The 24,543-nt window shown below is 63.0% G+C and carries 20 protein-coding genes and 1 tRNA gene; 11 read left to right on the top strand and 10 right to left on the bottom strand.

Going from position 1 to position 24,543, the window contains the following annotated elements:
* Positions 1–97: 97 nt before the first annotated feature.
* A complete protein-coding gene (gene uvrB, locus BHD08_RS05585) occupies positions 98–2,113 on the bottom strand; it encodes an excinuclease ABC subunit UvrB (RefSeq protein WP_015276171.1) in 2,016 nt (671 codons plus the stop codon).
* 297 nt (positions 2,114–2,410) lie between these two features.
* Here uvrB and BHD08_RS05580 point away from each other — a divergent pair, with 297 nt between their 5' ends.
* Both BHD08_RS05580 and BHD08_RS05575 read left to right on the top strand, forming a co-directional pair.
* The gene (locus BHD08_RS05580) at positions 2,411–3,607 is read left to right on the top strand and encodes an amino acid aminotransferase (protein ID WP_015276170.1); all 1,197 of its coding nucleotides are present in this window, start codon (positions 2,411–2,413) and stop codon (positions 3,605–3,607) included.
* Positions 3,608–3,708: 101 nt separating this feature from the next.
* A tRNA-Asn gene (locus BHD08_RS05575) sits at positions 3,709–3,784 on the top strand.
* A gap of 130 nt (positions 3,785–3,914) precedes the next feature.
* Here BHD08_RS05575 and BHD08_RS05570 read toward each other — a convergent pair.
* Together BHD08_RS05570 and grxD are read right to left on the bottom strand one after the other, a co-directional pair.
* Positions 3,915–4,277 carry a VanZ family protein gene (locus BHD08_RS05570; RefSeq protein WP_125021481.1) on the bottom strand — a complete coding sequence of 121 codons (363 nt, stop codon included), beginning with the start codon at positions 4,275–4,277 and terminating at the stop codon, positions 3,915–3,917.
* Between the two features lie 189 nt (positions 4,278–4,466).
* On the bottom strand, positions 4,467–4,793 hold the full coding sequence (gene grxD, locus BHD08_RS05565; RefSeq protein ID WP_015276168.1) for a Grx4 family monothiol glutaredoxin: 327 nt from the start codon (positions 4,791–4,793) through the stop codon (positions 4,467–4,469).
* Positions 4,794–5,065: 272 nt separating this feature from the next.
* On the opposite strand from grxD, the gene argF reads away from it, so the two are divergent.
* The gene (argF, locus tag BHD08_RS05560; RefSeq protein ID WP_015276167.1) at positions 5,066–5,986 is read left to right on the top strand and encodes an ornithine carbamoyltransferase; all 921 of its coding nucleotides are present in this window, start codon (positions 5,066–5,068) and stop codon (positions 5,984–5,986) included.
* Positions 5,983–7,080 carry an ABC transporter ATP-binding protein gene (locus BHD08_RS05555; RefSeq protein ID WP_015276166.1) on the top strand — a complete coding sequence of 366 codons (1,098 nt, stop codon included), beginning with the start codon at positions 5,983–5,985 and terminating at the stop codon, positions 7,078–7,080. Before argF ends, BHD08_RS05555 begins: the two co-directional genes overlap by 4 nt.
* Here the strand turns inward: BHD08_RS05555 and tadA are convergent.
* The 5 genes from tadA to BHD08_RS05530 form a co-directional block, all read right to left on the bottom strand.
* Complete coding sequence (gene tadA / locus BHD08_RS05550) at positions 7,077–7,559, bottom strand: tRNA adenosine(34) deaminase TadA (RefSeq protein ID WP_015276165.1); 483 nt, start codon at positions 7,557–7,559, stop codon at positions 7,077–7,079. The two genes, BHD08_RS05555 and tadA, sit on opposite strands and share 4 nt — an antisense overlap.
* Positions 7,560–7,578: 19 nt before the next feature.
* Positions 7,579–8,949: a multicopper oxidase family protein gene (locus BHD08_RS05545; RefSeq protein WP_015276164.1), complete on the bottom strand. Its 1,371-nt coding sequence runs from the start codon at positions 8,947–8,949 to the stop codon at positions 7,579–7,581.
* 109 nt (positions 8,950–9,058) lie between these two features.
* Positions 9,059–10,639 carry a glutamine-hydrolyzing GMP synthase gene (gene guaA, locus BHD08_RS05540; protein WP_015276163.1) on the bottom strand — a complete coding sequence of 527 codons (1,581 nt, stop codon included), beginning with the start codon at positions 10,637–10,639 and terminating at the stop codon, positions 9,059–9,061.
* A 143-nt stretch (positions 10,640–10,782) separates the two neighbouring features.
* Complete coding sequence (guaB, locus tag BHD08_RS05535) at positions 10,783–12,252, bottom strand: IMP dehydrogenase (protein ID WP_015276162.1); 1,470 nt, start codon at positions 12,250–12,252, stop codon at positions 10,783–10,785.
* Between the two features lie 126 nt (positions 12,253–12,378).
* Positions 12,379–12,930 (bottom strand): sugar ABC transporter ATPase, encoded by a 552-nt coding sequence (locus BHD08_RS05530; protein ID WP_125021093.1) that lies wholly within the window; start codon positions 12,928–12,930, stop codon positions 12,379–12,381.
* A 128-nt stretch (positions 12,931–13,058) separates the two neighbouring features.
* Here BHD08_RS05530 and xseA point away from each other — a divergent pair, with 128 nt between their 5' ends.
* From xseA to BHD08_RS05510, 4 genes are all read left to right on the top strand, one after another.
* Positions 13,059–14,435 carry an exodeoxyribonuclease VII large subunit gene (xseA, locus tag BHD08_RS05525; RefSeq protein WP_015276160.1) on the top strand — a complete coding sequence of 459 codons (1,377 nt, stop codon included), beginning with the start codon at positions 13,059–13,061 and terminating at the stop codon, positions 14,433–14,435.
* A gap of 103 nt (positions 14,436–14,538) precedes the next feature.
* A complete protein-coding gene (locus BHD08_RS05520; protein ID WP_015276159.1) occupies positions 14,539–15,363 on the top strand; it encodes a M23 family metallopeptidase in 825 nt (274 codons plus the stop codon).
* Positions 15,364–15,386: 23 nt separating this feature from the next.
* A complete protein-coding gene (locus BHD08_RS05515; protein ID WP_015276158.1) occupies positions 15,387–15,929 on the top strand; it encodes a hydrolase in 543 nt (180 codons plus the stop codon).
* Between the two features lie 83 nt (positions 15,930–16,012).
* Positions 16,013–17,332, top strand: a complete 1,320-nt coding sequence (locus BHD08_RS05510; RefSeq protein WP_015276157.1) for a mechanosensitive ion channel family protein — start codon at positions 16,013–16,015, stop codon at positions 17,330–17,332.
* 219 nt (positions 17,333–17,551) lie between these two features.
* Here the strand turns inward: BHD08_RS05510 and BHD08_RS05505 are convergent, their stop codons facing one another.
* Positions 17,552–19,759, bottom strand: a complete 2,208-nt coding sequence (locus tag BHD08_RS05505) for a TonB-dependent copper receptor (protein ID WP_125021092.1) — start codon at positions 19,757–19,759, stop codon at positions 17,552–17,554.
* 51 nt (positions 19,760–19,810) lie between these two features.
* Positions 19,811–20,170, bottom strand: a complete 360-nt coding sequence (locus BHD08_RS05500; RefSeq protein WP_125021091.1) for a DUF2946 domain-containing protein — start codon at positions 20,168–20,170, stop codon at positions 19,811–19,813.
* A 319-nt stretch (positions 20,171–20,489) separates the two neighbouring features.
* Between BHD08_RS05500 and leuA the strand changes: the two genes are divergently transcribed.
* From leuA to BHD08_RS05485, 3 genes are all read left to right on the top strand, one after another.
* Positions 20,490–22,160: a 2-isopropylmalate synthase gene (gene leuA, locus BHD08_RS05495; RefSeq protein WP_015276153.1), complete on the top strand. Its 1,671-nt coding sequence runs from the start codon at positions 20,490–20,492 to the stop codon at positions 22,158–22,160.
* Between the two features lie 287 nt (positions 22,161–22,447).
* On the top strand, positions 22,448–23,503 hold the full coding sequence (locus tag BHD08_RS05490; RefSeq protein ID WP_015276152.1) for an NAD(P)-dependent alcohol dehydrogenase: 1,056 nt from the start codon (positions 22,448–22,450) through the stop codon (positions 23,501–23,503).
* 89 nt (positions 23,504–23,592) lie between these two features.
* Entirely contained in the window at positions 23,593–24,450 is an 858-nt protein-coding gene (locus BHD08_RS05485) for a carboxylate/amino acid/amine transporter (protein WP_015276151.1), read from the top strand.
* Positions 24,451–24,543 lie beyond the last annotated feature (93 nt).

The following is a 24,543-nucleotide window of genomic DNA, read 5'->3' as shown; positions in this document are numbered from 1 at the left end:
GACACCGACTGGAGCACTTTGCTACGCACAGCGGAACAGAGAGCGGCTTCGGCGCCACCGTAAACGATGGCCCTGAGGCTAAACAGGCAGAGGAGCCTCAGACCTGCAGCAGGCGCTCGCGCAGCTTGTGGATCTCGTCGCGCGCCTCGGCAGCCGCCTCGAACTCCAGGTCGCGCGCCAGGCTGAGCATCTTCTCTTCCAGCTGGCGGATGCGCTTGGTGATCTCGCTCGGCGAGCGCAGTTCGTTCTCGTAACGCGCACTCTCCTCAGCCGCTTTCGCCTCACCACGCCGCTTCTTGCTGCGCGAACCGGGCACCGTGGCGCCTTCGAGGATATCCCGCACATCTTTGGTGACACCCTTCGGCACGATGCCGTTGGCCTCGTTGAAGGCAATCTGCTTGTTGCGCCGCCGTTCGGTTTCATCCATGGCGCGCTGCATCGAGCCGGTTACGTTGTCGGCGTAGAGGATGGCGCGGCCATTGAGGTTGCGCGCCGCGCGGCCGATGGTCTGGATCAGCGAACGCTCCGAGCGCAGGAAGCCTTCCTTGTCCGCATCGAGGATCGCCACCAGCGACACCTCGGGCATGTCCAGGCCTTCGCGCAGCAGGTTGATGCCCACCAGCACGTCGAAAGTGCCCAGCCGCAGGTCGCGGATGATCTCGACCCGCTCCACGGTATCGATGTCCGAATGCAGGTAGCGCACCCGCACATCGTGATCGCTGAGGTAGTCGGTCAGGTCTTCGGCCATGCGTTTGGTCAGCGTGGTAACCAGCACCCGCTCCTCCTTGACCACGCACTTGCGGATCTCCGACAGCAGGTCGTCGACCTGCGTCAGCGCCGGACGCACCTCGATCTGCGGATCGACCAGGCCGGTCGGACGCACGACCTGCTCGACCACGCGGCCAGCATGCTCGGCCTCGTAAGGGCCGGGCGTCGCGGAGACGAAGATGGTCTGCGGGCAGATCGCCTCCCATTCATCGAAGCGCATCGGCCGGTTGTCCAGCGCCGATGGCAGACGAAAGCCGTACTCCACCAGGGTTTCCTTGCGCGAACGATCGCCCTTGTACATCGCGCCGACCTGCGGCACCGAAACGTGGGACTCGTCGATCACTAGTAGCGCGTCGGCAGGCAGGTAGTCGAACAGGGTGGGCGGCGGTTCACCGGCATCGCGCCCGGACAGATAGCGCGAGTAGTTCTCGATGCCGTTGCAGTAGCCCAGCTCCATGATCATTTCCAGATCGAAGCGGGTACGCTGCTCGAGCCGCTGCGCCTCCACCAGCTTGTTCTGACTACGCAGGTAATCGAGCCGCTCGCGCAGCTCGTCCTTGATCTTCTCGATGGCATCGAGCAGCGTCTCGCGCGGCGTCACGTAGTGGCTCTTGGGGTAGAAGGTGAAGCGCGGCAGCTTGCGAATCACCTCGCCGGTCAGCGGATCGAAGGCGGACAGGCTTTCCACCTCGTCGTCGAACAGCTCGATGCGCACCGCTTCCAGATCCGACTCCGCCGGAAAGATGTCGATCACATCGCCACGTACGCGGAACGTCGCGCGAGCGAAATCCATGTCGTTGCGCGTGTACTGCAGGCCAGTCAGCCTGCGTAGCAGCTCGCGCTGATCGAGGCGGTCGCCGCGGTCCACATGCAGGACCATCTTCAGATACGACTGCGGATCACCCAGGCCGTAGATGCAGGACACCGTGGTCACGATGATCGCGTCCGGGCGCTCCAGCAGCGCCTTGGTCGCCGACAGACGCATCTGCTCGATGTGGTCGTTGATCGAGGCGTCCTTCTCGATGAAGGTATCCGACGACGGCACGTAGGCTTCCGGCTGGTAGTAGTCGTAGTAGGAAACGAAATACTCCACCGCGTTGTTCGGGAAGAACGCCTTGAACTCGCCATAGAGCTGCGCGGCCAACGTCTTGTTCGGCGCCAGCACCAGCGTGGGCCGCTGCACGTGGGCAATGACATTGGCGATGCTGAAAGTCTTGCCCGAGCCGGTGACGCCCAGCAGCGTCTGGTGCGACAGGCCCGCCTCGATGCCTTCGATCATCTGCCGAATGGCCTCCGGCTGATCGCCGGCCGGCTTGAAACGGGTGACCAGTTCGAACTTGGACATTTCGCCTCTCTAGGTAACGTGTGCGAATTTCAAAAACCGGACCTTGCGCAGCCGTCCAGCGAGGTTTAGCGCGACGGCGAGCCGACTTCGAATCAACCGCCTGGCATGAGCGCGCAAAGCCGGAAAACCGTCCATCTTTCCAGTACGCAAAACGCACCGAAAGTGATCAGAAAACCTCGGTAGCATATCGCAGGCAACAGGCATGACCGCTATACTACCGCCCCGTTTGCGCATCACCCTGCGCGCCGACGCGAGGGTGGTAAATCTAGTCACTCTTCTCTTTCGAGCCCCCTCACCATGAGTTTGTTCTCTGCTGTCGAAATGGCGCCGCGTGATCCTATTCTCGGCCTCAATGAAGCCTTTAACGCCGACACGCGGCCGAACAAGGTCAACCTCGGTGTCGGTGTCTATTACAACGAAGAAGGTCGCATTCCGCTGTTGCGCGCCGTAGTCGAGGCGGAGCATGCCCGCATCGCTGCCAATGCGCCGCGCGGCTACCTGCCGATCGAAGGCATCGCCGCTTACGATGCTGCCGTACAAAAGCTGCTGTTCGGCAACGATTCTTCGCTGATCGCCGAAGGCCGGGTCGTGACTACCCAGGCGCTTGGCGGCACCGGGGCACTCAAGGTCGGCGCGGACTTCCTCAAGCGACTGCTGCCCGATGCCGTGGTTGCCATCAGCAACCCAAGCTGGGAAAACCATCGCGCACTGTTCGAGTCGGCCGGTTTCCCGGTACAGAACTACAGCTATTACGACGCAAGCAACCATGGCATCGATCGCGCCGGTCTGCTGCAGGATCTGAAAAACCTGCCGCCCCGCTCCATCGTCGTACTGCACGCGTGCTGCCACAACCCGACCGGTGTCGATCTGAACCTGGAAGACTGGAAACAGATCCTCGAAGTGCTACGCGCTCAGGATCACGTCCCGTTCATCGACATCGCCTACCAGGGCTTCGGCGACAGCATCGAGGAAGACGCCGCCGCCGTGCGCCTGTTCGCCGAGTCGGGCATGACCTTCTTCGTTTCCAGCTCGTTTTCCAAGTCGTTCTCGCTGTACGGCGAGCGCGTTGGCGCGCTTTCGATGGTCACCCAGAGCCGCGAGGAGTCCGCGCGGGTGCTCTCGCAGGTCAAGCGCGTCATTCGCACCAACTACTCGAACCCGCCGACCCATGGCGCCACCATTGTCGCTTCGGTACTCAACAGCCCGGAACTGCGCGCCATGTGGGAAGCCGAGCTGGGCGAGATGCGCAGCCGCATCCGCGAACTGCGGCTGAGCATGGTGGAGCAATTGACGGCCAAAGGTGCGAAGACGGATTTCAGTTTCGTTGCAGCCCAACGCGGCATGTTCTCCTACTCAGGCCTCACGGCTGAACAGGTCGAGCGACTGCGCGTCGAGTTTGGTGTTTACGCCATCAGCACCGGCCGCATCTGCGCCGCCGCACTGAACCGCAGCAACATCGGGCACGTCACTGACGCCATCGTTCAGGTGCTCTGATTGATCCCACTTCGGGGCCTTTTCAGGCCCCGAAGTGGCGCCGCTCCTATCGCGCAGAGGGTTGACTTCTCTTTTGCAAACAGTAGGATACGCACCGTTGTTCCGCGATAGCTCAGTCGGTAGAGCAAATGACTGTTAATCATTGGGTCCCTGGTTCGAGTCCAGGTCGCGGAGCCAAATCTGAAAGCCTCGGTTGATACCGGGGCTTTTTTATTGCCTCTGGACTCTCACCAGGGACTGCGTCCCAGGTTATTCGCTTCGCCCACCCCTTCGGGCCACGCTGAAAACGCGCCCAACTGGCTAGCGCTTACTCAGGCACCGGCTCGCCTGTCCGCTGGCGCCACCAGGCTTGTGCCAACATCCAGCCACACCAACCGGACAGGACGCCCAACACGTTCGCGACCATGTCCCAACGCGATGCCGTTCGATGCGGCAGCATGCCCTGTGCCATTTCGATCCCGAACGCCGCCGCGAGCGTCAGGCCAACGCCCCAGAATATCGGCAGACGTGGAAACGCAAGTCGCAGCGTAAAGACAAGCGCCGCAAACCCCATCATGTGATGAAGCTTGTCCTGCTGACTGAAAAGCTGCGGCACCGGGCCTGGCTTGAGACCGGCAAAGAGAACGACCGCCAGCACGATCAGAAAGGGCAACATTCGCAAATAAGGCATACGGCAGGGGACTCTCGTTCGATGATTGGTCGAGGCAGACTCGGTCTCGACGCGTGCTCTGACCGGCAAATTGCGATAAAGATCGGTGAGCTCGAACGCCATCCTTTACTGGATATCTCAACCACCAACAAAAATGCCCGCATCGTTCGATGCGGGCATTCGCAAAAACGCTGTTGTGGCGGTTGAGACTCAGGCCTCGGTCTTGCCCACAGCGGACTTGATCAGCGTCTGCAGCTCACCCTTCTCGAACATCTCGAGGATGATGTCGCTACCACCGACCAGCTCACCGTTCACCCACAGCTGCGGGAAGGTCGGCCAGTTGGCGTAGGTCGGCAGGTTGGCGCGAATCTCGGGGTTCTGCAGGATGTCGACGTAAGCGAACTTCTCACCACAACCCATTACAGCCTGAGTCGCACGAGCGGAAAAGCCGCACTGCGGAGCATTGGGCGAGCCCTTCATGTATAGCAGTACCGGGTTGTTGGCGATCTGTTCTTTGATGGTTTCGATGATATCCATGGAGTACCTCGGCTAGACACGGTTGCCGCGCATTGTAACGGAAAACGTTAGCGAAAGCCGAGCGGAGGACTCGGCTTTATCATGGCGCAGGGGCCGCCAATACTGCGATTCAGCCCGATATGGCTGGCATAGGCCGGATTTGCGCCTGCGCTTGCTTTCTGGATAAGATCGCGCCTTTCCCGTTTCGTCGCTCCCCGTGCGACCCCCAGTCGTCGGTCCCCTTTTTCTGTCGAAAAGCAATGGATCGCGCTGCGGCAATAAAGGTAGTTGATATGAGCGCAAGGCACTTTCTCTCACTGATGGACTGCACGCCCCAGGAGCTGAACAGCCTGGTTCGCCGCGGCATCGAGTTGAAGGATCTGCGCAAGCGCGGCGTCCTGTTCGAGCCATTGAAGAACCGCGTGCTGGGCATGATCTTCGAGAAGGCCTCGACCCGCACCCGACTGTCCTTCGAGGCCGGCATGATCCAGCTTGGCGGCCAGGCTATCTTCCTCTCTCCGCGGGATACCCAGCTAGGTCGCGGTGAACCCATCAGCGACTCAGCCATCGTCATGTCGCGCATGCTCGACGCGGTGATGATCCGCACCTTCGCGCATTCGACACTGACCGACTTCGCCGCCAACTCCAGCGTACCGGTCATCAACGGCCTGTCCGACGATCTGCACCCCTGCCAGCTGATGGCCGATATGCAGACCTTCCATGAGCACCGCGGCAGCATCGCCGGCAAAACGGTGGCCTGGATCGGCGACGGCAACAACATGTGCAATACCTATATAGAAGCGGCCATCCAGTTCGACTTCCAACTCAAGGTCGCCTGCCCCGAGGGCTACGAGCCCAACGCCGAGCTGATGGGCCGCGCCGGTGATCGCGTGCAGATACTGCGCGACCCGCGCGAAGCGGCCGCAGGCGCACACCTGATCAGCACCGACGTCTGGGCCTCCATGGGCCAGGAAGACGAAGCCGCCGCGCGCCTGGCGACGTTCCGCCCTTATCAGGTGGACCGCGCCCTGCTCGACTGCGCCGCCGCGGACGTGCTGTTCATGCACTGCCTGCCTGCCCACCGCGGTGAGGAAATCAGCCACGATCTGCTCGACGACCCGCGCTCGGTAGCCTGGGACCAGGCCGAGAACCGCCTGCATGTACAGAAGGCGCTGCTTGAGTTCCTCGTCGAGCCGGCCTATCACCACGCATGAAGACCGAGCCGCCACTGCTGCAACTGCGTGATCTGGCCTGCGGCTACGGCGAGCAGAGCATCGTCCAGCACCTCAACCTGCATCTGAACCGCGGCGACATTGGCTGCCTGCTGGGCCCCTCCGGCTGCGGCAAGACCACTACCTTGCGGGCTATCGCCGGGTTCGAACCGGTACACCAGGGTGAAATCCAACTGGCAGATGCGGTCATTTCCCGTGCCGGTCTTACCCTGGCGCCGGAGAAGCGCCGCATCGGCATGGTCTTTCAGGACTACGCGCTGTTTCCCCATCTGACCGTGGCGGAGAACATCGCCTTCGGCATCCGCAGGCAGCCGGACTGCTCGCGCATCGTCTCCGAGATGCTCGAACTGGTGCACCTGTCAGCACTCGGCAAACGCTACCCCCATGAGCTCTCCGGCGGTCAGCAGCAACGCGTGGCACTGGCCCGAGCATTGGCGCCGGAACCCGCGCTGCTGCTGCTCGACGAGCCATTCTCCAACCTGGACGTGGAGTTGCGTCGGCGCCTCAGCCATGAGGTGCGCGAAATCCTCAAGGCGCGCAACACCAGCGCGATTCTGGTCACCCATGATCAGGAAGAAGCCTTCGCCGTGAGCGATCAGGTGGGCGTGTTCAAGGATGGTCGGCTTGAGCAATGGGACACCCCGTTCAATCTCTATCACGAACCGCTGACGCCCTTCGTCGCCAGCTTCATTGGCCAGGGCTACTTCATCCGCGGGCAATTGCTCGATCCGGAGACCGTGCAGACCGAGCTCGGCATGATCCGCGGCAACCGCGCCTACACCTGGCCAGCAGGCAGTTCGGTGGATGTGCTGCTGCGCCCGGACGACATCGTCTACAGGCCGGACAGTCCGCTGCGCGCGCTGATCGTTGGCAAGACATTTCTCGGTGCGTCGACGCTGTACCGGCTGCAACTGCCTACCGGCAACCAACTGGTTGCGATCTTCACCAGCCACGCCGACTACCCGACTGGGCAGGAGGTGGGCATCGCCATTGCTGCCGATCATCTGGTGGTCTTCCCGGCCCAGGGCAGCGTCGCCGCCCATGAAACGCTGCAGCCGACAACAGCGGCGCGCTAACCCTTCTGCCGGCGCTGGCGGAAGAACTCGCTGAGCACCGTCCCGCACTCCTCGGCCAGCACGCCACCCTCGACCAGCACCCGGTGGTTGAGAAAGCCCTGCTCGAAGAACTGGCCGCGACTGACAACCACGCCGGCCTTCGGCTCGGTGGCGCCATAGACGACTCGCTGGACGCGCGAGTGCACGATCAACCCGGCGCACATGCTGCAGGGCTCCAGCGTCACGTAGAGCGTGCTACCGGGTAGCCTATAATTTTCCACTGCCTGCGCCGCGTCACGCACGGCGACCATTTCCGCATGGGCACTGGGGTCGTGCCGAGAAATCGGGCAGTTGAAGCCGCGTCCGATGATCTGCCCATCCTGCACCAGCACCGCACCCACCGGCACCTCGCCCAGCGCCGCGCCCAGCGCCGCCAGTGCCAGGGCTTCACGCATGAAGCGCTCGTCCTGGCTGCGGTCGATGATCAACGGTTTTCTCACTGCTGCGCCCTGCCCTTGCTCATACCACCTCGATCGCCGCCATCAGACCGGTTTCCATATGGTCGATGACGTGGCAATGGAACATCCACACGCCGGGATTATCGGCGACCAATGCGATACGCGCCGTTTCGTTCTTGCCCAGCAGGTAGGTATCGGTAAACCAGGGATCGATCTTGCGGCGGTTGGAGGAAATCACCTTGAAAGTCATGCCATGCAGATGGATCGGATGCTGGTACTGGCTGAGGTTACGCAGCTCGAAGATGTAATGGCCATCCCTCTTCAGCGTTGCAATCGGCCGTTCCGCACAACTCTTGTCATTGATATCCCAGGCCTGGCCGTTGATCTGCCAGAAGGTATAGGCTCCGCCCTGCTCGGCGTCGGTCGACAGGGTACCGGCCCATTCGAAGTTGAAGCGCAGGGTTTCCGCGCGCTGCAGATCCGGCTCCGCCACCGGATTGGTCGGCAGCGCCGGCGGCCAGTCGCCGGCGGTTTCGTCATGGGCCACCGAACGCAGCGTCGCCAGCCGCAACGGACCGTTGCGCAAGGACAGCTCCGTGCCGACCTCCGGCACCTTCAGCGCCAGGTCGATACGCATGCCCGGACCGAGCCAGTACTCCTTGCCCAGCGGCATCGGCGCGATTGGATGGCCTTCGAGCGCATAGATGCGCGCCTCGCCGTCCGGCAGGTTCAGTCGGTAGGTCAGCGTATTGTCGAGGTTGAGTACGCGTAGCCGCACGACCTGCCCGGCCGGCAGATCAAGCGTGGGCGCATGTGTGCCATTCACCGTCGACAGCACGCCCGGCGTGCCACCTCGAGCAGCCTCGCGCGGCACACTGAACTCGGTGAACGCACCCTGTTTGTCGATATGCCAGCTCTTCAGGCTGAGCGTGCGCTCGTGGCGGAAACCGCTCGGTTCGCGCTCCTCGACGATCAGCGGGCCGACCAGTCCACGACCCAGCTGGGCGGCACTGCTGGTGTGCGGGTGATACCAGAAGCTGCCAGCATCATGCAGCTGGAAGCGGTAGTCGAAGAACTCGCCGGGCAATACCGGCAACTGCGATACGTAGGGAACGCCATCCATCTCCAGCGGCAGACGAATGCCATGCCAGTGGATGGTGGTGGGCTCAGGCAGATTGTTGATGAAGCGCACCCGCAGCCAGTCGCCCTGACGGCCACGCAGCTCCAGGCCAGGCGCCTGCCCGCCATAGGCCCAGGCGGGCGTGACGTGACCGGGCACCAACTCCACGTCCAGCGGGGCGGCGATCAGCTCATAGTCATGGGTGGTGATGTCGGCCGGGCGGCCGAGCCAGTAGCGCGCACCACTGCCGGCGAGGCCGACGACACCAAGACCGGCCAGGCCGGTGAGAATCTGTCTGCGAGTAAAGGACATGCATGGGCTCCAGCCAGTCCGAATTGATGGGCCCATCAGGCTCGACGCGCCTCTCTGCGGAGGCTGCGCATAGCATGAGGGCAGCCTGGGCTGCCCTCATTGCTTCAGATCACTCCCACTCGATGGTGGCGGGCGGCTTGCTCGACACATCGTAGGTGACGCGGGAGATGCCTTCGATTTCGTTGATGATGCGGTTGGATACCTTCTCCAGCAGCTCGTAAGGCAGGTGCGCCCAACGTGCAGTCATGAAGTCGATGGTTTCCACCGCGCGCAGCGCAACGACCCAGGCGTAGCGACGGCCGTCGCCGACCACACCGACCGACTTGACCGGCTGGAACACCACGAACGCCTGACTGGTCTTGTGGTACCAGTCGAAGTTGCGCAGCTCTTCGATGAAGATGTGATCCGCGCGACGCAGCAGGTCGGCATACTCCTTCTTCACTTCGCCAAGGATGCGCACACCCAGACCCGGGCCCGGGAACGGGTGACGGTAGACCATGTCGTAGGGCAGGCCGAGCTCCAGGCCGATCTTGCGTACCTCGTCCTTGAACAGCTCACGCAGCGGCTCGACCAGCTTGAGGTTCATTTCCTCCGGCAGGCCGCCGACGTTGTGGTGCGACTTGATCACATGGGCCTTGCCGCTCTTGGCGCCGGCCGACTCGATCACGTCGGGGTAGATGGTGCCCTGGGCAAGGAACTGGATGTTGTCCAGCTTGCTGGCTTCGGCATCGAACACGTCGATAAAAGTACGGCCGATGATCTTGCGCTTCTTCTCCGGGTCCGCCTCGCCTTCGAGGTTGCCAAGGAACTGCGCTTCGGCGTCGGCACGGATCACCTTGACGCCCATGTTCTCGGCGAACATGGCCATTACCTGGTCGCCCTCGTGCAGGCGCAGCAGGCCATTGTCGACGAAGACACAGGTCAGCTGGTCGCCGATCGCCCTGTGCAGCAGCGCCGCAACCACCGACGAATCGACGCCACCGGAGAGGCCGAGCAGCACGTTGGCATCACCGACCTGGGCACGCACCTGGGCGATGGCATCTTCGACGATGTTGGACGGCGTCCACAGCGCTTCGCAGCCGCAGATGTCGAGGATGAAACGGGAAAGGATGCGCCCGCCCTGACGGGTATGAGTCACTTCCGGGTGGAACTGCACGCCGTAGTAACCACGGACATCGTCGCCCATGGCAGCGATCGGGCAGCTGGGGGTGCTGGCCAGGATATGGAAGCCGGCCGGAATCTCGGTGACCTTGTCGCCGTGACTCATCCAGACATCGAGGCCAAAGACGCCGTCGTCGTCCATGTGGTCTTCGATGCCGTCGAACAGCTTCGATTTGCCGACCAGATCGACGCGGGCATAACCGAACTCGCGAACGTCCGAGCCCTGCACCTTGCCACCCAGCTGCTCGGACATGGTCTGCATGCCGTAGCAGATGCCGAACAGCGGCACACCGAGATCGAACACGGCCTGCGGCGCGCGCGGGCTGCCTTCCTCGTGAACCGACTCCGGGCCACCGGCGAGAATGATGCCGCGCGGCGCGAAGGCACGGATGTCGTCCTCGCTCATGTCCCACGGATGCAGCTCGCAGTAGACGCCGATCTCACGCACGCGGCGGGCGATGAGCTGGGTGTACTGGGAACCGAAGTCCAGAATCAGGATGCGGTGAGCGTGAATGTCAGGATGAGCCATATGGGCATCTCTCGTGGTAGTCACAAATGAAACGGGGCTGATCGAACAGCCCCCTTCTTCATACTTTTAAAATCGATTTGCCGCGTCGCGAGCGACGGCAGGCAACGCAGCATGACCTAGCGCAGCAGCGTCAGATCGATTTTTCAGCCGACCCGGTAGTTCGGCGCTTCCTTGGTGATCTGCACGTCATGCACGTGTGACTCAGCCATGCCGGCGCCGGTGATGCGCACGAACTGCGGCTTGCTGCGCATTTCGTCGACAGTGGCGCTGCCGGTGTAGCCCATGGAAGCACGCAGGCCGCCCATCAGCTGATGGATGATCGCTGCCAGCGAGCCCTTGTACGGCACACGGCCCTCGATGCCTTCCGGCACCAGCTTCTCGGCGCCAGCGGCGGAATCCTGGAAATAGCGATCCGAGGAGCCCTGTGCCTGGGACATGGCACCCAGCGAACCCATGCCGCGGTAGGCCTTATAGGAGCGGCCCTGGAACAGCTCGATCTCGCCCGGCGCCTCTTCGGTACCGGCGAACATCGAACCCATCATCACCGCGTTGGCGCCAGCGACGATGGCTTTGGACAGGTCTCCAGAGAAGCGGATGCCACCGTCGGCGATCATCGGCACGCCGGTGCCTTCGAGGGCGGTAGCGACGTTGGCGATGGCGGAGATCTGCGGTACGCCGACACCGGCGACGATGCGCGTGGTGCAGATCGAGCCTGGGCCGATGCCGACCTTGACCGCGTCAGCGCCGGCCTTGACCAGGTCCAGCGCGGCTTCGGCGGTGGCTATGTTGCCGCCGATCACCTGCACCTGCGGGAAGTTCTCCTTGACCCAGCGCACGCGGTCGATCACGCCGCGGGAATGACCGTGAGCGGTGTCGACCACCACCACGTCGACACCCGCAGCGGCCAGCGCTTCGACGCGCTCACCGGTATCGGCGCCGGTACCGACCGCGGCGCCGACGCGCAGACGGCCCTGGCTGTCCTTGGAGGCCAGCGGGTAGGTCTTGGCTTTCTCGATGTCGCGGAAGGTCACCAGACCGCGCAGGTGGAAGTTGCCGTCCACCACCAGCATCTTCTCGATGCGGTGCTTGTAGAGTTCGGTCTTGATCTCTTCCAGGCCAGTGCCTTCGAGCACGGTGACCAGCTTGTCCTTGGGCGTCATGATCGCCGCGACGGAGTCGCCGGCATTGGGCGTGAAGCGCAGGTCACGCCCGGTGACGATGCCGACCAGCTCCTTGCCGGAAACCACCGGGAAGCCGGAGAAGCCCAGTTCATGCGCCTTGCGCAGCAGCTCGCTGATCTTGGTTTCCGGCGTGACGGTGACCGGATCGTGAACGATGGCGGTCTCGTGACGCTTGACCTTGCGCACCTCGGCAGCCTGCTGCTCGATGCTCATGTTCTTGTGGATGATGCCGATGCCGCCTTCCTGAGCCATGGCAATGGCCAGGCGCGCTTCGGTGACGGTGTCCATGGCCGCGGAAACCAGCGGAATGTTCAGCTCGATTTCGCGGGTCAGACGGGTCTTCAGGCTGACATCCTTCGGCAAAACCTCGGAATATCCCGGGATCAGGAGAACATCATCGAAAGTCAGGGCTTCTTGGCTGATACGCAGCATGGCGGGGGCTCCCAGGCGGGAAAAAGGAAGCGCGGCATTATACCCACGCACCCCGTCACGCTCAATGCGGATGTGAGGTACGTCGCGCACAGCTAAATGCACGGCATTTCCGAAATGACCAGCCGGTCACGCCCGATCAATAATCAGCGCCACCTTGAAACCCAGGCGCTCGGCGAACTCGTCGAGAAACGCCTGGCGAAAGCCAGCCTCACCCCAGCCATTGAAGATGAAACCCAGATTGGAAAAGGCGCAGGGCGGGATGAAGAGGAAACCGTTGATGTCGTCCTCGAAGCCGCACTCCGGGCAGGTGAAATTGTCGGTCTGTCGAGGCGTCCATTCATCCAGGCTTTCGAACAGCGCCTCGCCGATCTCGCGGCGGCACTCGGGGCAGCCTGCTTCTTCGGCGAAATCCTGCGTCGGTGTATAGATGCAGCGTTTGGTCACCACCTCAAGGCCATTGATCGCCTCGCCATAGGGCAAGCGCTCCGGATGCATCACGACGTTTCGCGCGCCTGGAGCAATCGCGTAGCCCATGCCGCCAACACCGCGACCGCAGGTGGTCGGCAGCGCCTCGACGATGCGCCGCTCGGCCAGCCAGCGCAGGATCATCCGCGCCTTGGCTTCGTGCCCCGGGAACGTGGAAACGCGCGGCACGATGATCGCTTGGCTATGGCTCATAACGGCTCGAAACGGAGATGAAGAAAGGCCGCGCAGCTTAGCGCCACGCCCGATCCGGTCAAGAGCGGGCAGACCAGTGCGTGCAGTTTCGGTTTGCGCATGGCCGCGCCCGGCATATCATCGCCGCCATGCTCAAAGATCCCTTCCAGCGTCTGAATCTCGATCGCGAAGTCCTCACCGTCAGCCAGCTCAACGGCCGCGCCCGCCTGCTGCTCGAGGACGTGTTCGCTCAGGTCTGGGTCGAAGGCGAGATTTCCAACCTCGCCCGCCCGGCGTCCGGCCACATCTATTTCACCCTCAAGGACAAGAACGCCCAGGTGCGTTGCGCGTTGTTCCGGCAGAACGCGGCGCGGGTACGCCAGGCGCTACGCGACGGCCTGGCGGTGCGGGTGCGCGGCAAGGTCTCGCTGTTCGAGGGGCGCGGTGATTACCAGCTGATTCTCGATACGCTGGAGCCAGCCGGCGACGGCGCGTTGCGCCTGGCCTTCGAGGCACTGAAGGAAAAGCTCAGCGCCGAAGGCCTGTTCGCTGCCGAACGCAAGGCTGCTTTGCCCGCCCACCCGCGGCGCATTGGCATCGTCAGCTCGCCGACCGGCGCGGTGATCCGCGACATCATCTCGGTGTTCAAACGCCGCGCGCCGCAGGTCGAGCTGACGCTGATCCCGACCGCAGTGCAGGGCCGCGAAGCCACCGGACAGATCGTCCGCGCGCTGCAGCTAGCCGACGCTCAGGGCTTCGATGCGCTGATCCTGGCCCGCGGCGGCGGTTCGCTCGAAGACCTCTGGTGCTTCAACGAAGAAGCCGTGGCACGCGCGGTGGACGCCTGCGTCACGCCGATCGTCAGCGCGGTGGGCCACGAAACCGATGTCTCGATCGCCGATTTCGTCGCCGATGTTCGCGCGCCGACGCCATCCGCGGCCGCCGAGCTGCTGGCCCCCAGCAGCGCCGACCTGCAACACCGGCTGAGCGGGCTGCAACAGCGCCTGGTGCTGCGCATGCGCGACCGTCTGCACCGTGACGCCATGCGTCTGGAAGGCCTGACCCGCCGCCTGCGCCATCCGGGCGAACGTCTGCAGCAGCAGGCCCAGCGCATCGACGACCTCGAGCAGCGCCTGCTGCGCGCCGTCGACCGCCGCCTGTGCAGCGGCCAGGAGCGCCTGGCCCGGCTGGAAACGCGCCTGGCCGCGCAACATCCGGGGCGTTCTCTGAATCTGTTGCGCCAGCGCCTCGAACACCTCTCCTCACGACTGCCGCGGGCGATGCAGGCCAACCTGAAAGGCCGGCGCCAGCAGCTACAAAGCCTCGCCCAGACGCTCAACGTGGTCAGCCCGCTGGCCACGCTCAGTCGCGGCTACAGCATCCTGCTCGACGAGCGCGGCCAGGCGATCCGCAGCGCCAGCCAGACCCAGCCCGGGCAGCGGCTGAAGGCCCGGCTCGGCGAGGGCGAGCTCGAGGTGCGCGTGGAAGACAATCATCTGGAGCCAGTAACGCTGCCGTTGCTGTAGACCCTGCGGCAGCCGCTTGGCCGGAAACGTTCTGACATCCCTGGGTCTTTCTCTATTCCAGCGTTTACGCGAGGATGGGCCGTTTCCTGCACCGGACCCACCCATGCCTCGTGTCTTCGCCCTGCTGTTCGCCCTCGCCATTGCCCTGCCGGCCCATGCCGAGGGATTCATCACCCGCCTGCTGAATAAACCCGTACCCGGCGGCGTTGCCGTGATCGAACTCGGCAACGGCCCGAGTGCGCCGCAGGCCCGCTACCAGGGCAAACCGACGCTGGTGGTGCGCGAGGACGGCCAGCGCTGGATCGCCATCGTCGGTATCCCGCTTTCTGTGAAGCCGGGCGCGCAGCAGTTGGAGATCGATGGCCGCACCCAGACCTTCCAGGTCGAGAGTCGCGACTATCGCGCGCAACACATCACCCTGAACAACCAGCGCCAGGTCAATCCGAACCCGGCCGACCTCAAGCGCATCGAGCGCGAACTGGACGAGCAGAACCGTGCCTATCGCCAGTTCAGCGCCAACCAGCCAAGCAATCTGCTGTTCGACCGCCCGGTGGCTGGCCCGCTGTCCTCGCCCTTCGGCCTGCGCCGTTTCTTCAATGGCGAGGAACGCAACCCGCATTCCGGCCTGGATTTCGCGGCGAAGACCGGCACGCCAATCAAGGCACCGGCAGTCGGCAAGGTGATACTCACCGGTGACTACTTCTTCAATGGCAAGACGGTATTCGTCGATCACGGCCAGGGGCTGATCAGCATGTTCTGCCATCTTTCCGAGATCGGCGTGAAGGTCGGCGAGCAACTGGCGCGGGGTCAGGTGCTGGGCAAGGTCGGCGCGACCGGGCGTGCCACGGGCCCGCACCTGCACTGGAACGTGAGCCTGAACGATGCCCGTGTCGACCCAGCCATCTTCATCGGCGCCTACAAGCCTTGAACACAGCAAAAGGAACGACAGCAATGCGCATCAAAGCGACGGACTCCACCCTGCTGATCATCGACATCCAGGAACGCCTGTTCCCGGTAATCCTCGAAAGTGAAGCCATGGCCGAGCACACTGCCTGGCTGCAGCAGGTAGCACAGCGCGTAGGCGTGCCGGTGCTGCTGACCGAGCAGTACAGCAAGGGGCTGGGCAGGACGATCGCCGCCCTGCGTGACGGCGTCGACGAAGCCGCCATTCTGGAGAAGCTGCACTTTTCCGCGGCAAGCGACGGCGAGCTGTTCCAGCGCCCGGGTGGCGAACGCCGGCAGTTCGTCGTCTGCGGCTGCGAAACTCACGTGTGCGTGCTGCAGACGGTGCTCGACCTGCTCGCCCGCGGTAACGAGGTCTTCGTTGTCGAAGAAGGCGTCGGCTCGCGGCGGGCCAGCGACAAGGCGCTCGCGCTGGCGCGCATGCGCCAAGCCGGTGCGGTGATCGTCTCGCGGGAGATGGTTGCCTTCGAATGGATGGAACGCGCCGGCACCGAGCTGTTCAAGAGCATCGGCCGCGAATTCATCCGCTGAGCAAAGCCGCCGTACGAACAAATCGCGCCGCGACCGATGCGCTTTGTCCAGGTCGCGCCTGAACACACTGGATGGAGTAGACCATGTCTGACGATCTGGCCGGCTGGCTGGACTGGCTCAGAGCCCACGCCGAACTGCAAACGCTGCTCGCCAGCGCCACGCTGATCTTCGCCGCCTGGCTGTCCAACTGGGTCGTCAAACGCATTCTGGTGCGCGGCCTTTACCGCCTGCTGCAACACACCCGAGAGAACAAGCTGCAGGATTTCGGCGTCATCAAGCGGCTGTCGAACATCGTCCCGGCACTGGTGCTGTCCATCGGCGTGACGACCGTGCCGGGCCTGCCGGAAGCCGCGGTCACGGTGGTACAGAACGTCTGCGGCGGCTTCATCGTGCTGACCATCGCGCTGGCCCTGGGCGCCGTGCTGGACATCGTCAACCTCATCTACCAGCGCCGTCCGGATTCCCGCCTGCACCCGATCAAGGGTTATCTGCAGGTGGTGAAGATCGTCGTCTACGCCATCGCGACGATTCTGATCATCGCCACGCTGATCGATCGTTCGCCGTTGATCCTGCTGTCCGGCCTTGGTGCCATGGCGGCGGTGCTGATGCTGATTTTTCAGGACACCCTGCTCTCGCTGGTGGCCAGCGTGCAGATCACCTCCAATGACCTGATCCGCGTCGGCGACTGGGTGGAAATGCCGCAGCTCAATGCCGACGGCGACGTGATCGATATCGCCCTGCATACCGTCAAGATTCAGAACTGGGACAAGACGATCACCAGCATCCCGACCAAGCGCTTCATTTCCGACTCGTTCAAGAACTGGCGCGGCATGCAGGAAAGCGGCGGCCGGCGCATCAAGCGCAGCCTGTATCTGGATCAGCAGAGCGTGCATTTTCTCAGCCGTGAAGAATGCGAGCGTCTGCATCGCTTCAATCTGCTGGACGAGTACCTGACCGAGAAAACCAGGGAAATAGAGGCATGGAATGCCAAGCTCGAAGAGCGTGGCAAGGAGCCGGTGAATACCCGACGCATCACCAATATCGGCAGCTTTCGTGCGTATGTGGAGCGCTACCTGCGCAGCCACGGCGGCATTCATCAGAACATGACGTTGATCGTGCGCCAGCTGAGCCCCACCGCCGACGGCCTGCCGCTGGAGATCTACTGTTTCACCAATACGGTGGCGTGGACGCAGTACGAGGCGATCCAGTCGGACATCTTCGATCACTTGCTGGCGATCCTGCCGGAATTCGGCTTGCGCGTGTTCCAGCATCCTAGCGGTGCAGACATCCGCAACTGGGGCGAGTCGCTGATGCCCCGCGGCGCAGCAGTACTGGCGGCGCGTGAGGAACATTCGACCGAAGATGATGGCGAGGACTTGCCGGGCGCATCCCAGCAAAGATAGACAAGAACGGTGACGATGCTGACCGAGCAGCCAGGCATGCGGCATCGATTAATCGTAGGTTGGCGCTGAGGCACGAAGCAGATAGCGCAGCCTTGAGCACTGCCCATTGCGTCCTCCCTGACGCCAGCGCCGCGGGCCACACCTTCAAACCCCGCGCCTCAGCGCCAACCTACGTCCGGAGCGAGGGAACGCCTCGCTCCTTTACCACCGTTATTTCCTTCAGAAGCTCATGTCGACTCGCGCCCAATAGGTGCGGCCCGGCTCGTTGACCCGACTGGTGGGTTCCAGTCCGTAATCGGCGAAGCCCGCACTGCCGGCGAGATTGAGGTGCTCGCTGTAGGCCTTGTCCAGCAGGTTGTCGACGCCCGCACTGAGCTTGAAGTTCTTGTTCAGCCGGTAGGCGCCATTGACCGCCAGCACGCCGAAGCCGGCGCTCTCGTCGAAGTCCTTGCCGACCACGGTGCCCTGGTTCTCGGCAACGCGGCTCTGCGCAGCGACGACCCGCCATAAGCCACTGGTGCTCCAGTTGTCGCGCTCATAGGTCAACCCAAGACGCCCTTCCAATGGCGGAATCTGCGGCATGGCGCGGTCATCGCTGCGGTTTTTGCCCCAGGCGTAAGCCAGGCTCGCGTCACCCTTCCAGTTACTGGTGAAACGATAGCTCGCACCCATTTCAGCGCCGGCAATGGTCGCGTCGATATTGCTGACTTCGGCGCGCAGCATGCCGGGCATCACGCCTGGCACGTAGCTGAACAGGATGTAGTCCTCGACCACGCCGGCATAAGCTGAAACCCAGGCTTCCAGCGGTCCTTTCGCGTACTGCAAGCCGACGTCCAGCTGGGTGGTCTTCTCCGGCCGTACCGAATCGAACGACTGCACCGTGCCGACCGGACCGGGGTTGGAGACGAATAGCTCCCAGTAGTCAGGGAAGCGCTGCGCATGACCGAGGCCGGCGTACCAGGTGGCAGGCACACTGGTCAGCTCTTCCTCGTAGCGCACGAAGCCGCTGTAGAGCGTATCGCGGCGGGTTTCGCCGGCGGTGGGGTTGTCCCAATCCTGACTGACGGGCATACCCATCCCGTTCTTGAGCGTCGGATGGTGGCTGTTGAAGTAGTCGCGCTCATCGGTCGCCTCATGCAGATCCAGACGCAGACCGCTGATCAGCTTCTCGCGTTCGCTGAGCTGCCAGGTCAGCTCGCCGAAGACGCCGTAGCTGTGCAGCATCGCGTCCGGCACCCAGGGCAATGCATCGCTGCCAGCCGCGGCGACCATCTGGTTCACGTGCAGATTCGGGTTCATCACCTTGCGGTGTTCGCTGCGCTGTGCATCGACACCGGCCTTGAGTTCGACGTCGGTCCATTGCCAGGTACCGACCAGCCGGCCGCCGAGGGTACGGCGATCGACCCGCGACAGTGTCGGCACCTTCATCATCGAGGTCGGCACGAAGTCACGCAGACTGTAGTTGTCCATGATGTGGTCGGCGTAGTTGTAGTAGACCTGCGCCTCCAACCCATAGAACGTCTCGCCGATATTGCTCTTCTCGAAGCGCAGCCCCAGGCTTTCGCGCTGGAACTGGCTGCCATCCATGCCGCGCCCGGCATAGCGTGCGTAGCCATCGCCGCGCCCGGCGGTCAGCTCGATCAGCGTGTCTTCATCCGGCGTCCAGCCCAGTGCCACATCGGTATTCCACTTGTCGTAACGCGACGGCACGGTATCACCGTTGCCATCGGCGTAATCATCGGCCTGGGAGCTGTTGGCCATCAGCCGGGCATAGCCCTGGCTGTTGCCCGCGGCGGCATCCAGGTTGCGGTCGAAGCGACCGTTGGAGGCGGTCAGCAGACTGCCGTTGATGCGGTAATCCGGCTCGCTGAACTGCTCCGGCTCGCGTTCGAACAGAACCGTCGCCGCCGAGGCGCCTGGCCCCCAGAGCACGGTTTGCGGGCCCTTGATGACGGTCAGCTTGTCGAAGGTATCCGGGCTGATATAGGAACTCGGCGAATCCATGCGGTTCGGGCAGGCACCGAGCATCTCGCCACCGTTGGAGAGTAGCTTCAGACGCGAGCCGAACATGCCGCGGAACACCGGATCGCCGTTCACCCCGCCGTTACGTACCGCCGAAAAACCGGGAATGGTCTTCAGGTAGTCGGCGCCATCGCTGGCCGGCATCGGCTGGCGTGGGATCTTCGGGTCGGTGACGACCGTCAGCGGGGATTGCTGGCCGACGCCGGTAATGACCATCGGCGCCAGCTCGACCGCGTCAGCATGCTCGGCGTGACCGGAGTGATCGGCGTCGGCCGCCAGCGCACCGCTGGCGAGCATCCCCAGCAACGCGGCATGGGCGAACTGCCAGCGCAGGCGGGACGGTTGGATCGAAAAACGCTCAGACAGGCGCACGCGCGCCGTACAGCCATGAGTAATGCTGGACATAGAATTTCCACTTCTGCATGTGATTGAACCGCCATAAGCGGTCGATGAACGTCAGCAGGACAGAAGCGGAGGGGCGCGGGGATGGCCACTGCTGCGGCGCAGCGCAGGCGGCAGCGGCTGTTCGGGAAGGGGCTGGAAATAACCCGGTTCGTGGTGAGGCAGAACCAGCTGGACGGAAAGACTGAGCGGTGGATTGACCGTCAGCAGCTCGCAGTAACCGCAGAGGTCCAGCGCCGCGAGCCAGGCCGGCTCCCCCGCGCGTGCCTGGCCATGGTGGCCGTGAGCGGAGGGCTCATGTTCGGCATGGTGATGGTGCTCGCTGAGCTGGGCGGCCTGAGCGGATTGAACCGCAGAGTACAACGGGCCGACATGAATCATCAGCATGGCGAACAGGCCAAGCCAAATACTCAATGTCGTAAGCCGTTTGCGTGTCACCGGCATGTCCTTCAGTTGACCGTGACGTAACCCAGCGGGAGGTAGCCCGATGATCGCACGCAGCCCGCATGGATGCTGCTGCGACATGAGGCCGCAAGAAGCGGGAGCAATCAAGCTCGAGCTTTTCTTCAGGAATCAGCAGAAAAAACCATAACTGATCATTTATTGGAACAAAACATCAATTTTTGTCAGAAGCTTGCACGCACCGACCATCAAGCAATAGCTTTGCACCATAAACCACCGCCTGTAACAGGCAAACAAGTTGCTTGCTCAAGCTTTCACCTGGGGAAACGCCATGACCATGCTCAAGAACCCGTCGAAAAAATATCGCGCCTTCCCGGCCATCGACATTCCGGATCGCACCTGGCCGTCGAAGACGATCACCCAGGCACCGATCTGGCTGAGTTCGGATCTGCGCGATGGCAACCAGTCGCTGATCGAGCCGATGGATGCAGCGAAGAAGATGCGTTTCTTCAAGACGCTGGTTCAGGTCGGCATCAAGGAAATCGAGGTCGGCTTCCCCTCTGCTTCGCAGACCGATTTCGACTTCGTCCGCGAGCTGATCGAAGGCGGCCACATCCCCGACGACGTCACCATCCAGGTGCTGACCCAGGCGCGCGAGGATCTGATTACCCGCACCTTCGAATCGCTGAAGGGCGCCAAGCAGGCCATCGTCCACTACTACAACGCCACCGCGCCAAGCTTCCGCCGCATCGTTTTCAATCAGGACAAGGCCGGCGTGGTGAACATCGCGGTCAATGCAGCGCAGATCATCAAGCGCCTGGCCGCACAGAACCCGGAAACCGCCTGGCGTTTCGAGTACTCGCCGGAGATCTTCAGCTCCACCGAGCCGGAATTCGCTGTCGAGGTGTGCAATGCCGTGATCGAGGTGTTCCAGCCAACGCCGGAACAGAAGCTGATCCTCAACCTGCCAGCCACGGTCGAAGCCGCCACACCCAATATCTACGCCGACCAGATCGAGTGGTTCTGCCGTCACGTCGACCGGCGCGACAGCGTACTGGTCAGCCTGCACACCCATAACGACCGCGGCACCGGCGTGGCCGCCACCGAACTGGGCCTGATGGCCGGCGCCGATCGCGTCGAAGGCTGCCTGTTCGGCAATGGCGAGCGCACCGGCAACGTCGACCTGGTGACCGTGGCACTGAACATGTACACCCAGGGCATCGACCCGCAACTGGACTTCTCCGACATCGACGCGGTGCGCAAGGTGGTCGAGGAATGCAATCAGCTGCCGGTGCATCCGCGCCACCCTTACGTGGGCGACCTGGTGCACACCGCATTCTCCGGCTCGCACCAGGATGCGATTCGCAAGGGTTTCAGCCAGCAGGACCCGGACAGCATCTGGGAAGTGCCTTATCTGCCGATCGACCCGGCCGACATCGGCCGCAGCTACGAGGCGGTGATTCGCGTCAACAGCCAGTCCGGCAAGGGCGGCATCACCTTCCTGCTCGAGCAGGAATATGGCATCAGCCTGCCGCGCCGCATGCAGATCGAGTTCAGCCAGGTGGTGCAGAAGGAAACCGACCGCCTCGGCCTGGAGATGAGTGCCAAGCAGATCTACGCGCTGCTGGAAGCCGAGTACCTGCAGGCAACCGCGCCCTATACGCTCAAAGGTCATCGCCTGCAGGAAGAGAACGGCACCAGCGCGGTGGACGTGGAAGTGGCCGCTGATGGCGAAGTCGTCCACTGGCGCGGCATCGGCAAAGGCCCGCTGGAGGCCTTGGTCGCTGCGCTGCCGGTCAAGCTGGAGATCATGGATTACCACGAGCACTCCATCGGTGCCGGCAGCAACGCCAAGGCCGCAGCCTATATCGAGGTGCGTCTGGACGGTGAGCGGCCGCTGCACGGTATCGGCATCGACGAGAACATCACCACTGCCAGCATCCGCGCCCTGTTCAGCGCCATGAACCGCGCCCTGCGCGAGGCCCAGGACAAGGCAGCCTGAGCCTGAACGGCGGGCCCGCATCCGGGCCCGCCTTCGTTAGTCCTGCGACCTACCGCACGGCCCGCCTTCCCCTCCCGCTATCCGCCAGCAGTGACGGCAAACCTCCAAACAGCGATGAGCGACTGAACTGTTCGTCACTGAACGCCTCCCAACTCAGTCTGCGCTATCAGCCCTGGCGACCATTGCGGCAGAAACGCACCAGCCTTCGGCAGGATTGTGCAAACGCAGCCGACTTCGCCGCCATTAGGCTTGGCCTCTGCAAATTCCGAACACACAAAGGAGCCGTCATGAGCAACAGCATCGGTTACGCCGCCCTCGATCCAAGCACCCCGCTCGCCCCCTACTCCTTCTCGCGCCGCGAAGTAGGACCGAACGACGTGCGGATCGAGATTTTGTTCTGCGGCGTCTGTCATTCGGACCTGCATACCGCGCGCAACGAGTGGAACAACACCCTGTATCCCTCGGTGCCCGGCCACGAGATCGTCGGCCGTGTAAGCGCGGTCGGCGCGAACGTCAGCAAGTTCAAGGCGGGCGATATCGCCGGCGTTGGCTGCCTGGTCGATAGCTGCCGCACCTGCTCGTCCTGTGGCGAAGGGCTGGAGCAGTATTGCGAGAACGGTTTCGTCGGCACCTACAACGGTCCGGCCTTCGGCGGTGGCGAGAACACCCTCGGCGGCTATTCCGACAACATCGTGGTGGATGAAAAGTACGTGTTGCGCATCAACCACACCGACAACCTCGCCGCCGTCGCGCCGCTGCTTTGCGCGGGCATCACCACCTACTCGCCGCTGCGCCAGTGGAAGGTCGGCCCGGGGCAGAAGGTCGGTGTGGTCGGCCTCGGCGGTCTTGGCCACATGGCCGTGAAGATCGCCAATGCCATGGGCGCGAAGGTCGTGCTGTTCACCACCTCGCCAGACAAGCGTGAAGATGCCCTGCGCCTCGGCGCTGCCGAAGTGGTGGTGTCGAAGAACAAGGACGAGATGGCGGCGCACGCCAACAGCTTCGACTTCATCCTCAACACCGTTGCCGCGCCGCACAACCTCGACGCCTTCGTCAATCTGCTCAAGCGCGACGCCACCATGACCCTGGTTGGCGCACCGGCTTCGCCGCACCCGTCGCCGAGCGTGTTCGGCCTGATCTTCAAGCGCCGCCGCATTGCCGGCTCGCTGATCGGCGGTATCGCCGAAACCCAGGAGATGCTCGACTTCTGCGCCGAGCACGGCATCGTCTCGGACATCGAGATGATCCGCATGCAGGACATCAACGACGCCTACGAGCGCATGCTCAAGAGCGACGTGAAGTATCGCTTCGTCATCGACATGGCCACCCTGAAGTCGGCCTGATCGTTCGGCTGGCGGGCCTGCAGGCTCGCCAGCCCTTCCCTCTTTCATGCGCAACCGCTAACGTCGCCGGCCTTAGTCGAGGAGCCGGCATGCGCTATCTGATCTTCGTCACCCTACTCTGGGCCTTTTCCTTCAACCTGATCGGCGTTTACCTGGCCGGCCAGGTGGACAGCTATTTCGCCGTGCTCACGCGAGTGATCCTCGCCGGGTTGGTGTTTCTGCCGCTGACCCGTTGGCGCGGCGTCGCCCCCGGCTTTATTGCTGGCGTGACCCTGGTCGGCGCGTTGCAATTCGGCGTCACCTACCTGTGCCTGTACATGAGTTTCAACGTGCTGACGGTCGCCGAGGTGCTGCTGTTCACCGTGCTCACGCCGCTGCACGTGACGCTGATCGACGATGCGCTCAACCGCCGCTTCAACCCCTGGGCACTGGTCGCGGCAGCCGTCGCGGTGTTCGGCGCCGGACTTATCCGTTACGACGGGGTTTCCGGCGATTTTCTCGGCGGCTTCCTGCTCATGCAGCTGGCGAACTTCACCTTCGCCGCCGGTCAGGTGTTCTACAAGCATCTGGCGCAGCGTTACCCCTCCGACGTGCCATTGCATCGCCGCTTCGGCTACTTCTTTCTCGGCGCACTGGTGATCGTGCTGCCGGCGTGGCTGCTGTTCGGTAATGCGGAAAAACTGCCGACCACCACGACGCAATGGGCGGTGCTGATCTGGATGGGCGTGCTGGCCACCGCTGTCGGCCAGTTCTGCTGGAACAAGGGCGCGACACTGGTGGATGCCGGTACCCTGGCGGTAATGAACAACATGGCGGTGCCGGTGGGCCTGATGCTCAACCTGTTGTTCTGGGGCACCACGACCAATCTGCTACTGCTCGCGGTGGGCGGGACGATCATCCTCGCCTCGCTGTGGATCAATCGCCTGGGGCAGATGAAGGCCAGGTGACATCATACAAGTTATTGTTTTATATGGCTTTTAATAGCAAGGACGGTAGAATGCCGGCCCTTCGCATGGATGCGGAACTCGTTCAGTCGTCGA

Origin of the sequence: Pseudomonas sp. SCT (assembly GCF_003864275.1) — a bacterium.
GTDB lineage: Bacteria > Pseudomonadota > Gammaproteobacteria > Pseudomonadales > Pseudomonadaceae > Stutzerimonas > Stutzerimonas stutzeri_AE.
The sequence above is the reverse complement of the archived record's forward strand: the minus strand, read 5'-3'. Positions and strand labels throughout refer to the sequence as shown.

What these genes read in the sequence shown, in the direction of transcription:
- BHD08_RS05510 (WP_015276157.1), top strand. Translation starts at nt 16,013, where the DNA reads ATGTCTGACGATCTGGCCGGCTGGCTGGACTGGCTCAGAGCCCACGCC.
- BHD08_RS05490 (WP_015276152.1), top strand. Translation starts at nt 22,448, where the DNA reads ATGAGCAACAGCATCGGTTACGCCGCCCTCGATCCAAGCACCCCGCTC.
- BHD08_RS05505 (WP_125021092.1), bottom strand. Translation starts at nt 19,759, where the DNA reads ATGTCCAGCATTACTCATGGCTGTACGGCGCGCGTGCGCCTGTCTGAG.
- uvrB (WP_015276171.1), bottom strand. Translation starts at nt 2,113, where the DNA reads ATGTCCAAGTTCGAACTGGTCACCCGTTTCAAGCCGGCCGGCGATCAG.
- BHD08_RS05515 (WP_015276158.1), top strand. Translation starts at nt 15,387, where the DNA reads ATGCGCATCAAAGCGACGGACTCCACCCTGCTGATCATCGACATCCAG.
- BHD08_RS05530 (WP_125021093.1), bottom strand. Translation starts at nt 12,930, where the DNA reads ATGAGCCATAGCCAAGCGATCATCGTGCCGCGCGTTTCCACGTTCCCG.
- BHD08_RS05555 (WP_015276166.1), top strand. Translation starts at nt 5,983, where the DNA reads ATGAAGACCGAGCCGCCACTGCTGCAACTGCGTGATCTGGCCTGCGGC.
- xseA (WP_015276160.1), top strand. Translation starts at nt 13,059, where the DNA reads ATGCTCAAAGATCCCTTCCAGCGTCTGAATCTCGATCGCGAAGTCCTC.
- BHD08_RS05570 (WP_125021481.1), bottom strand. Translation starts at nt 4,277, where the DNA reads ATGCCTTATTTGCGAATGTTGCCCTTTCTGATCGTGCTGGCGGTCGTT.
- guaA (WP_015276163.1), bottom strand. Translation starts at nt 10,639, where the DNA reads ATGGCTCATCCTGACATTCACGCTCACCGCATCCTGATTCTGGACTTC.
- argF (WP_015276167.1), top strand. Translation starts at nt 5,066, where the DNA reads ATGAGCGCAAGGCACTTTCTCTCACTGATGGACTGCACGCCCCAGGAG.
- grxD (WP_015276168.1), bottom strand. Translation starts at nt 4,793, where the DNA reads ATGGATATCATCGAAACCATCAAAGAACAGATCGCCAACAACCCGGTA.
- leuA (WP_015276153.1), top strand. Translation starts at nt 20,490, where the DNA reads ATGACCATGCTCAAGAACCCGTCGAAAAAATATCGCGCCTTCCCGGCC.
- BHD08_RS05520 (WP_015276159.1), top strand. Translation starts at nt 14,539, where the DNA reads ATGCCTCGTGTCTTCGCCCTGCTGTTCGCCCTCGCCATTGCCCTGCCG.
- BHD08_RS05485 (WP_015276151.1), top strand. Translation starts at nt 23,593, where the DNA reads ATGCGCTATCTGATCTTCGTCACCCTACTCTGGGCCTTTTCCTTCAAC.
- guaB (WP_015276162.1), bottom strand. Translation starts at nt 12,252, where the DNA reads ATGCTGCGTATCAGCCAAGAAGCCCTGACTTTCGATGATGTTCTCCTG.
- BHD08_RS05545 (WP_015276164.1), bottom strand. Translation starts at nt 8,949, where the DNA reads ATGTCCTTTACTCGCAGACAGATTCTCACCGGCCTGGCCGGTCTTGGT.
- BHD08_RS05580 (WP_015276170.1), top strand. Translation starts at nt 2,411, where the DNA reads ATGAGTTTGTTCTCTGCTGTCGAAATGGCGCCGCGTGATCCTATTCTC.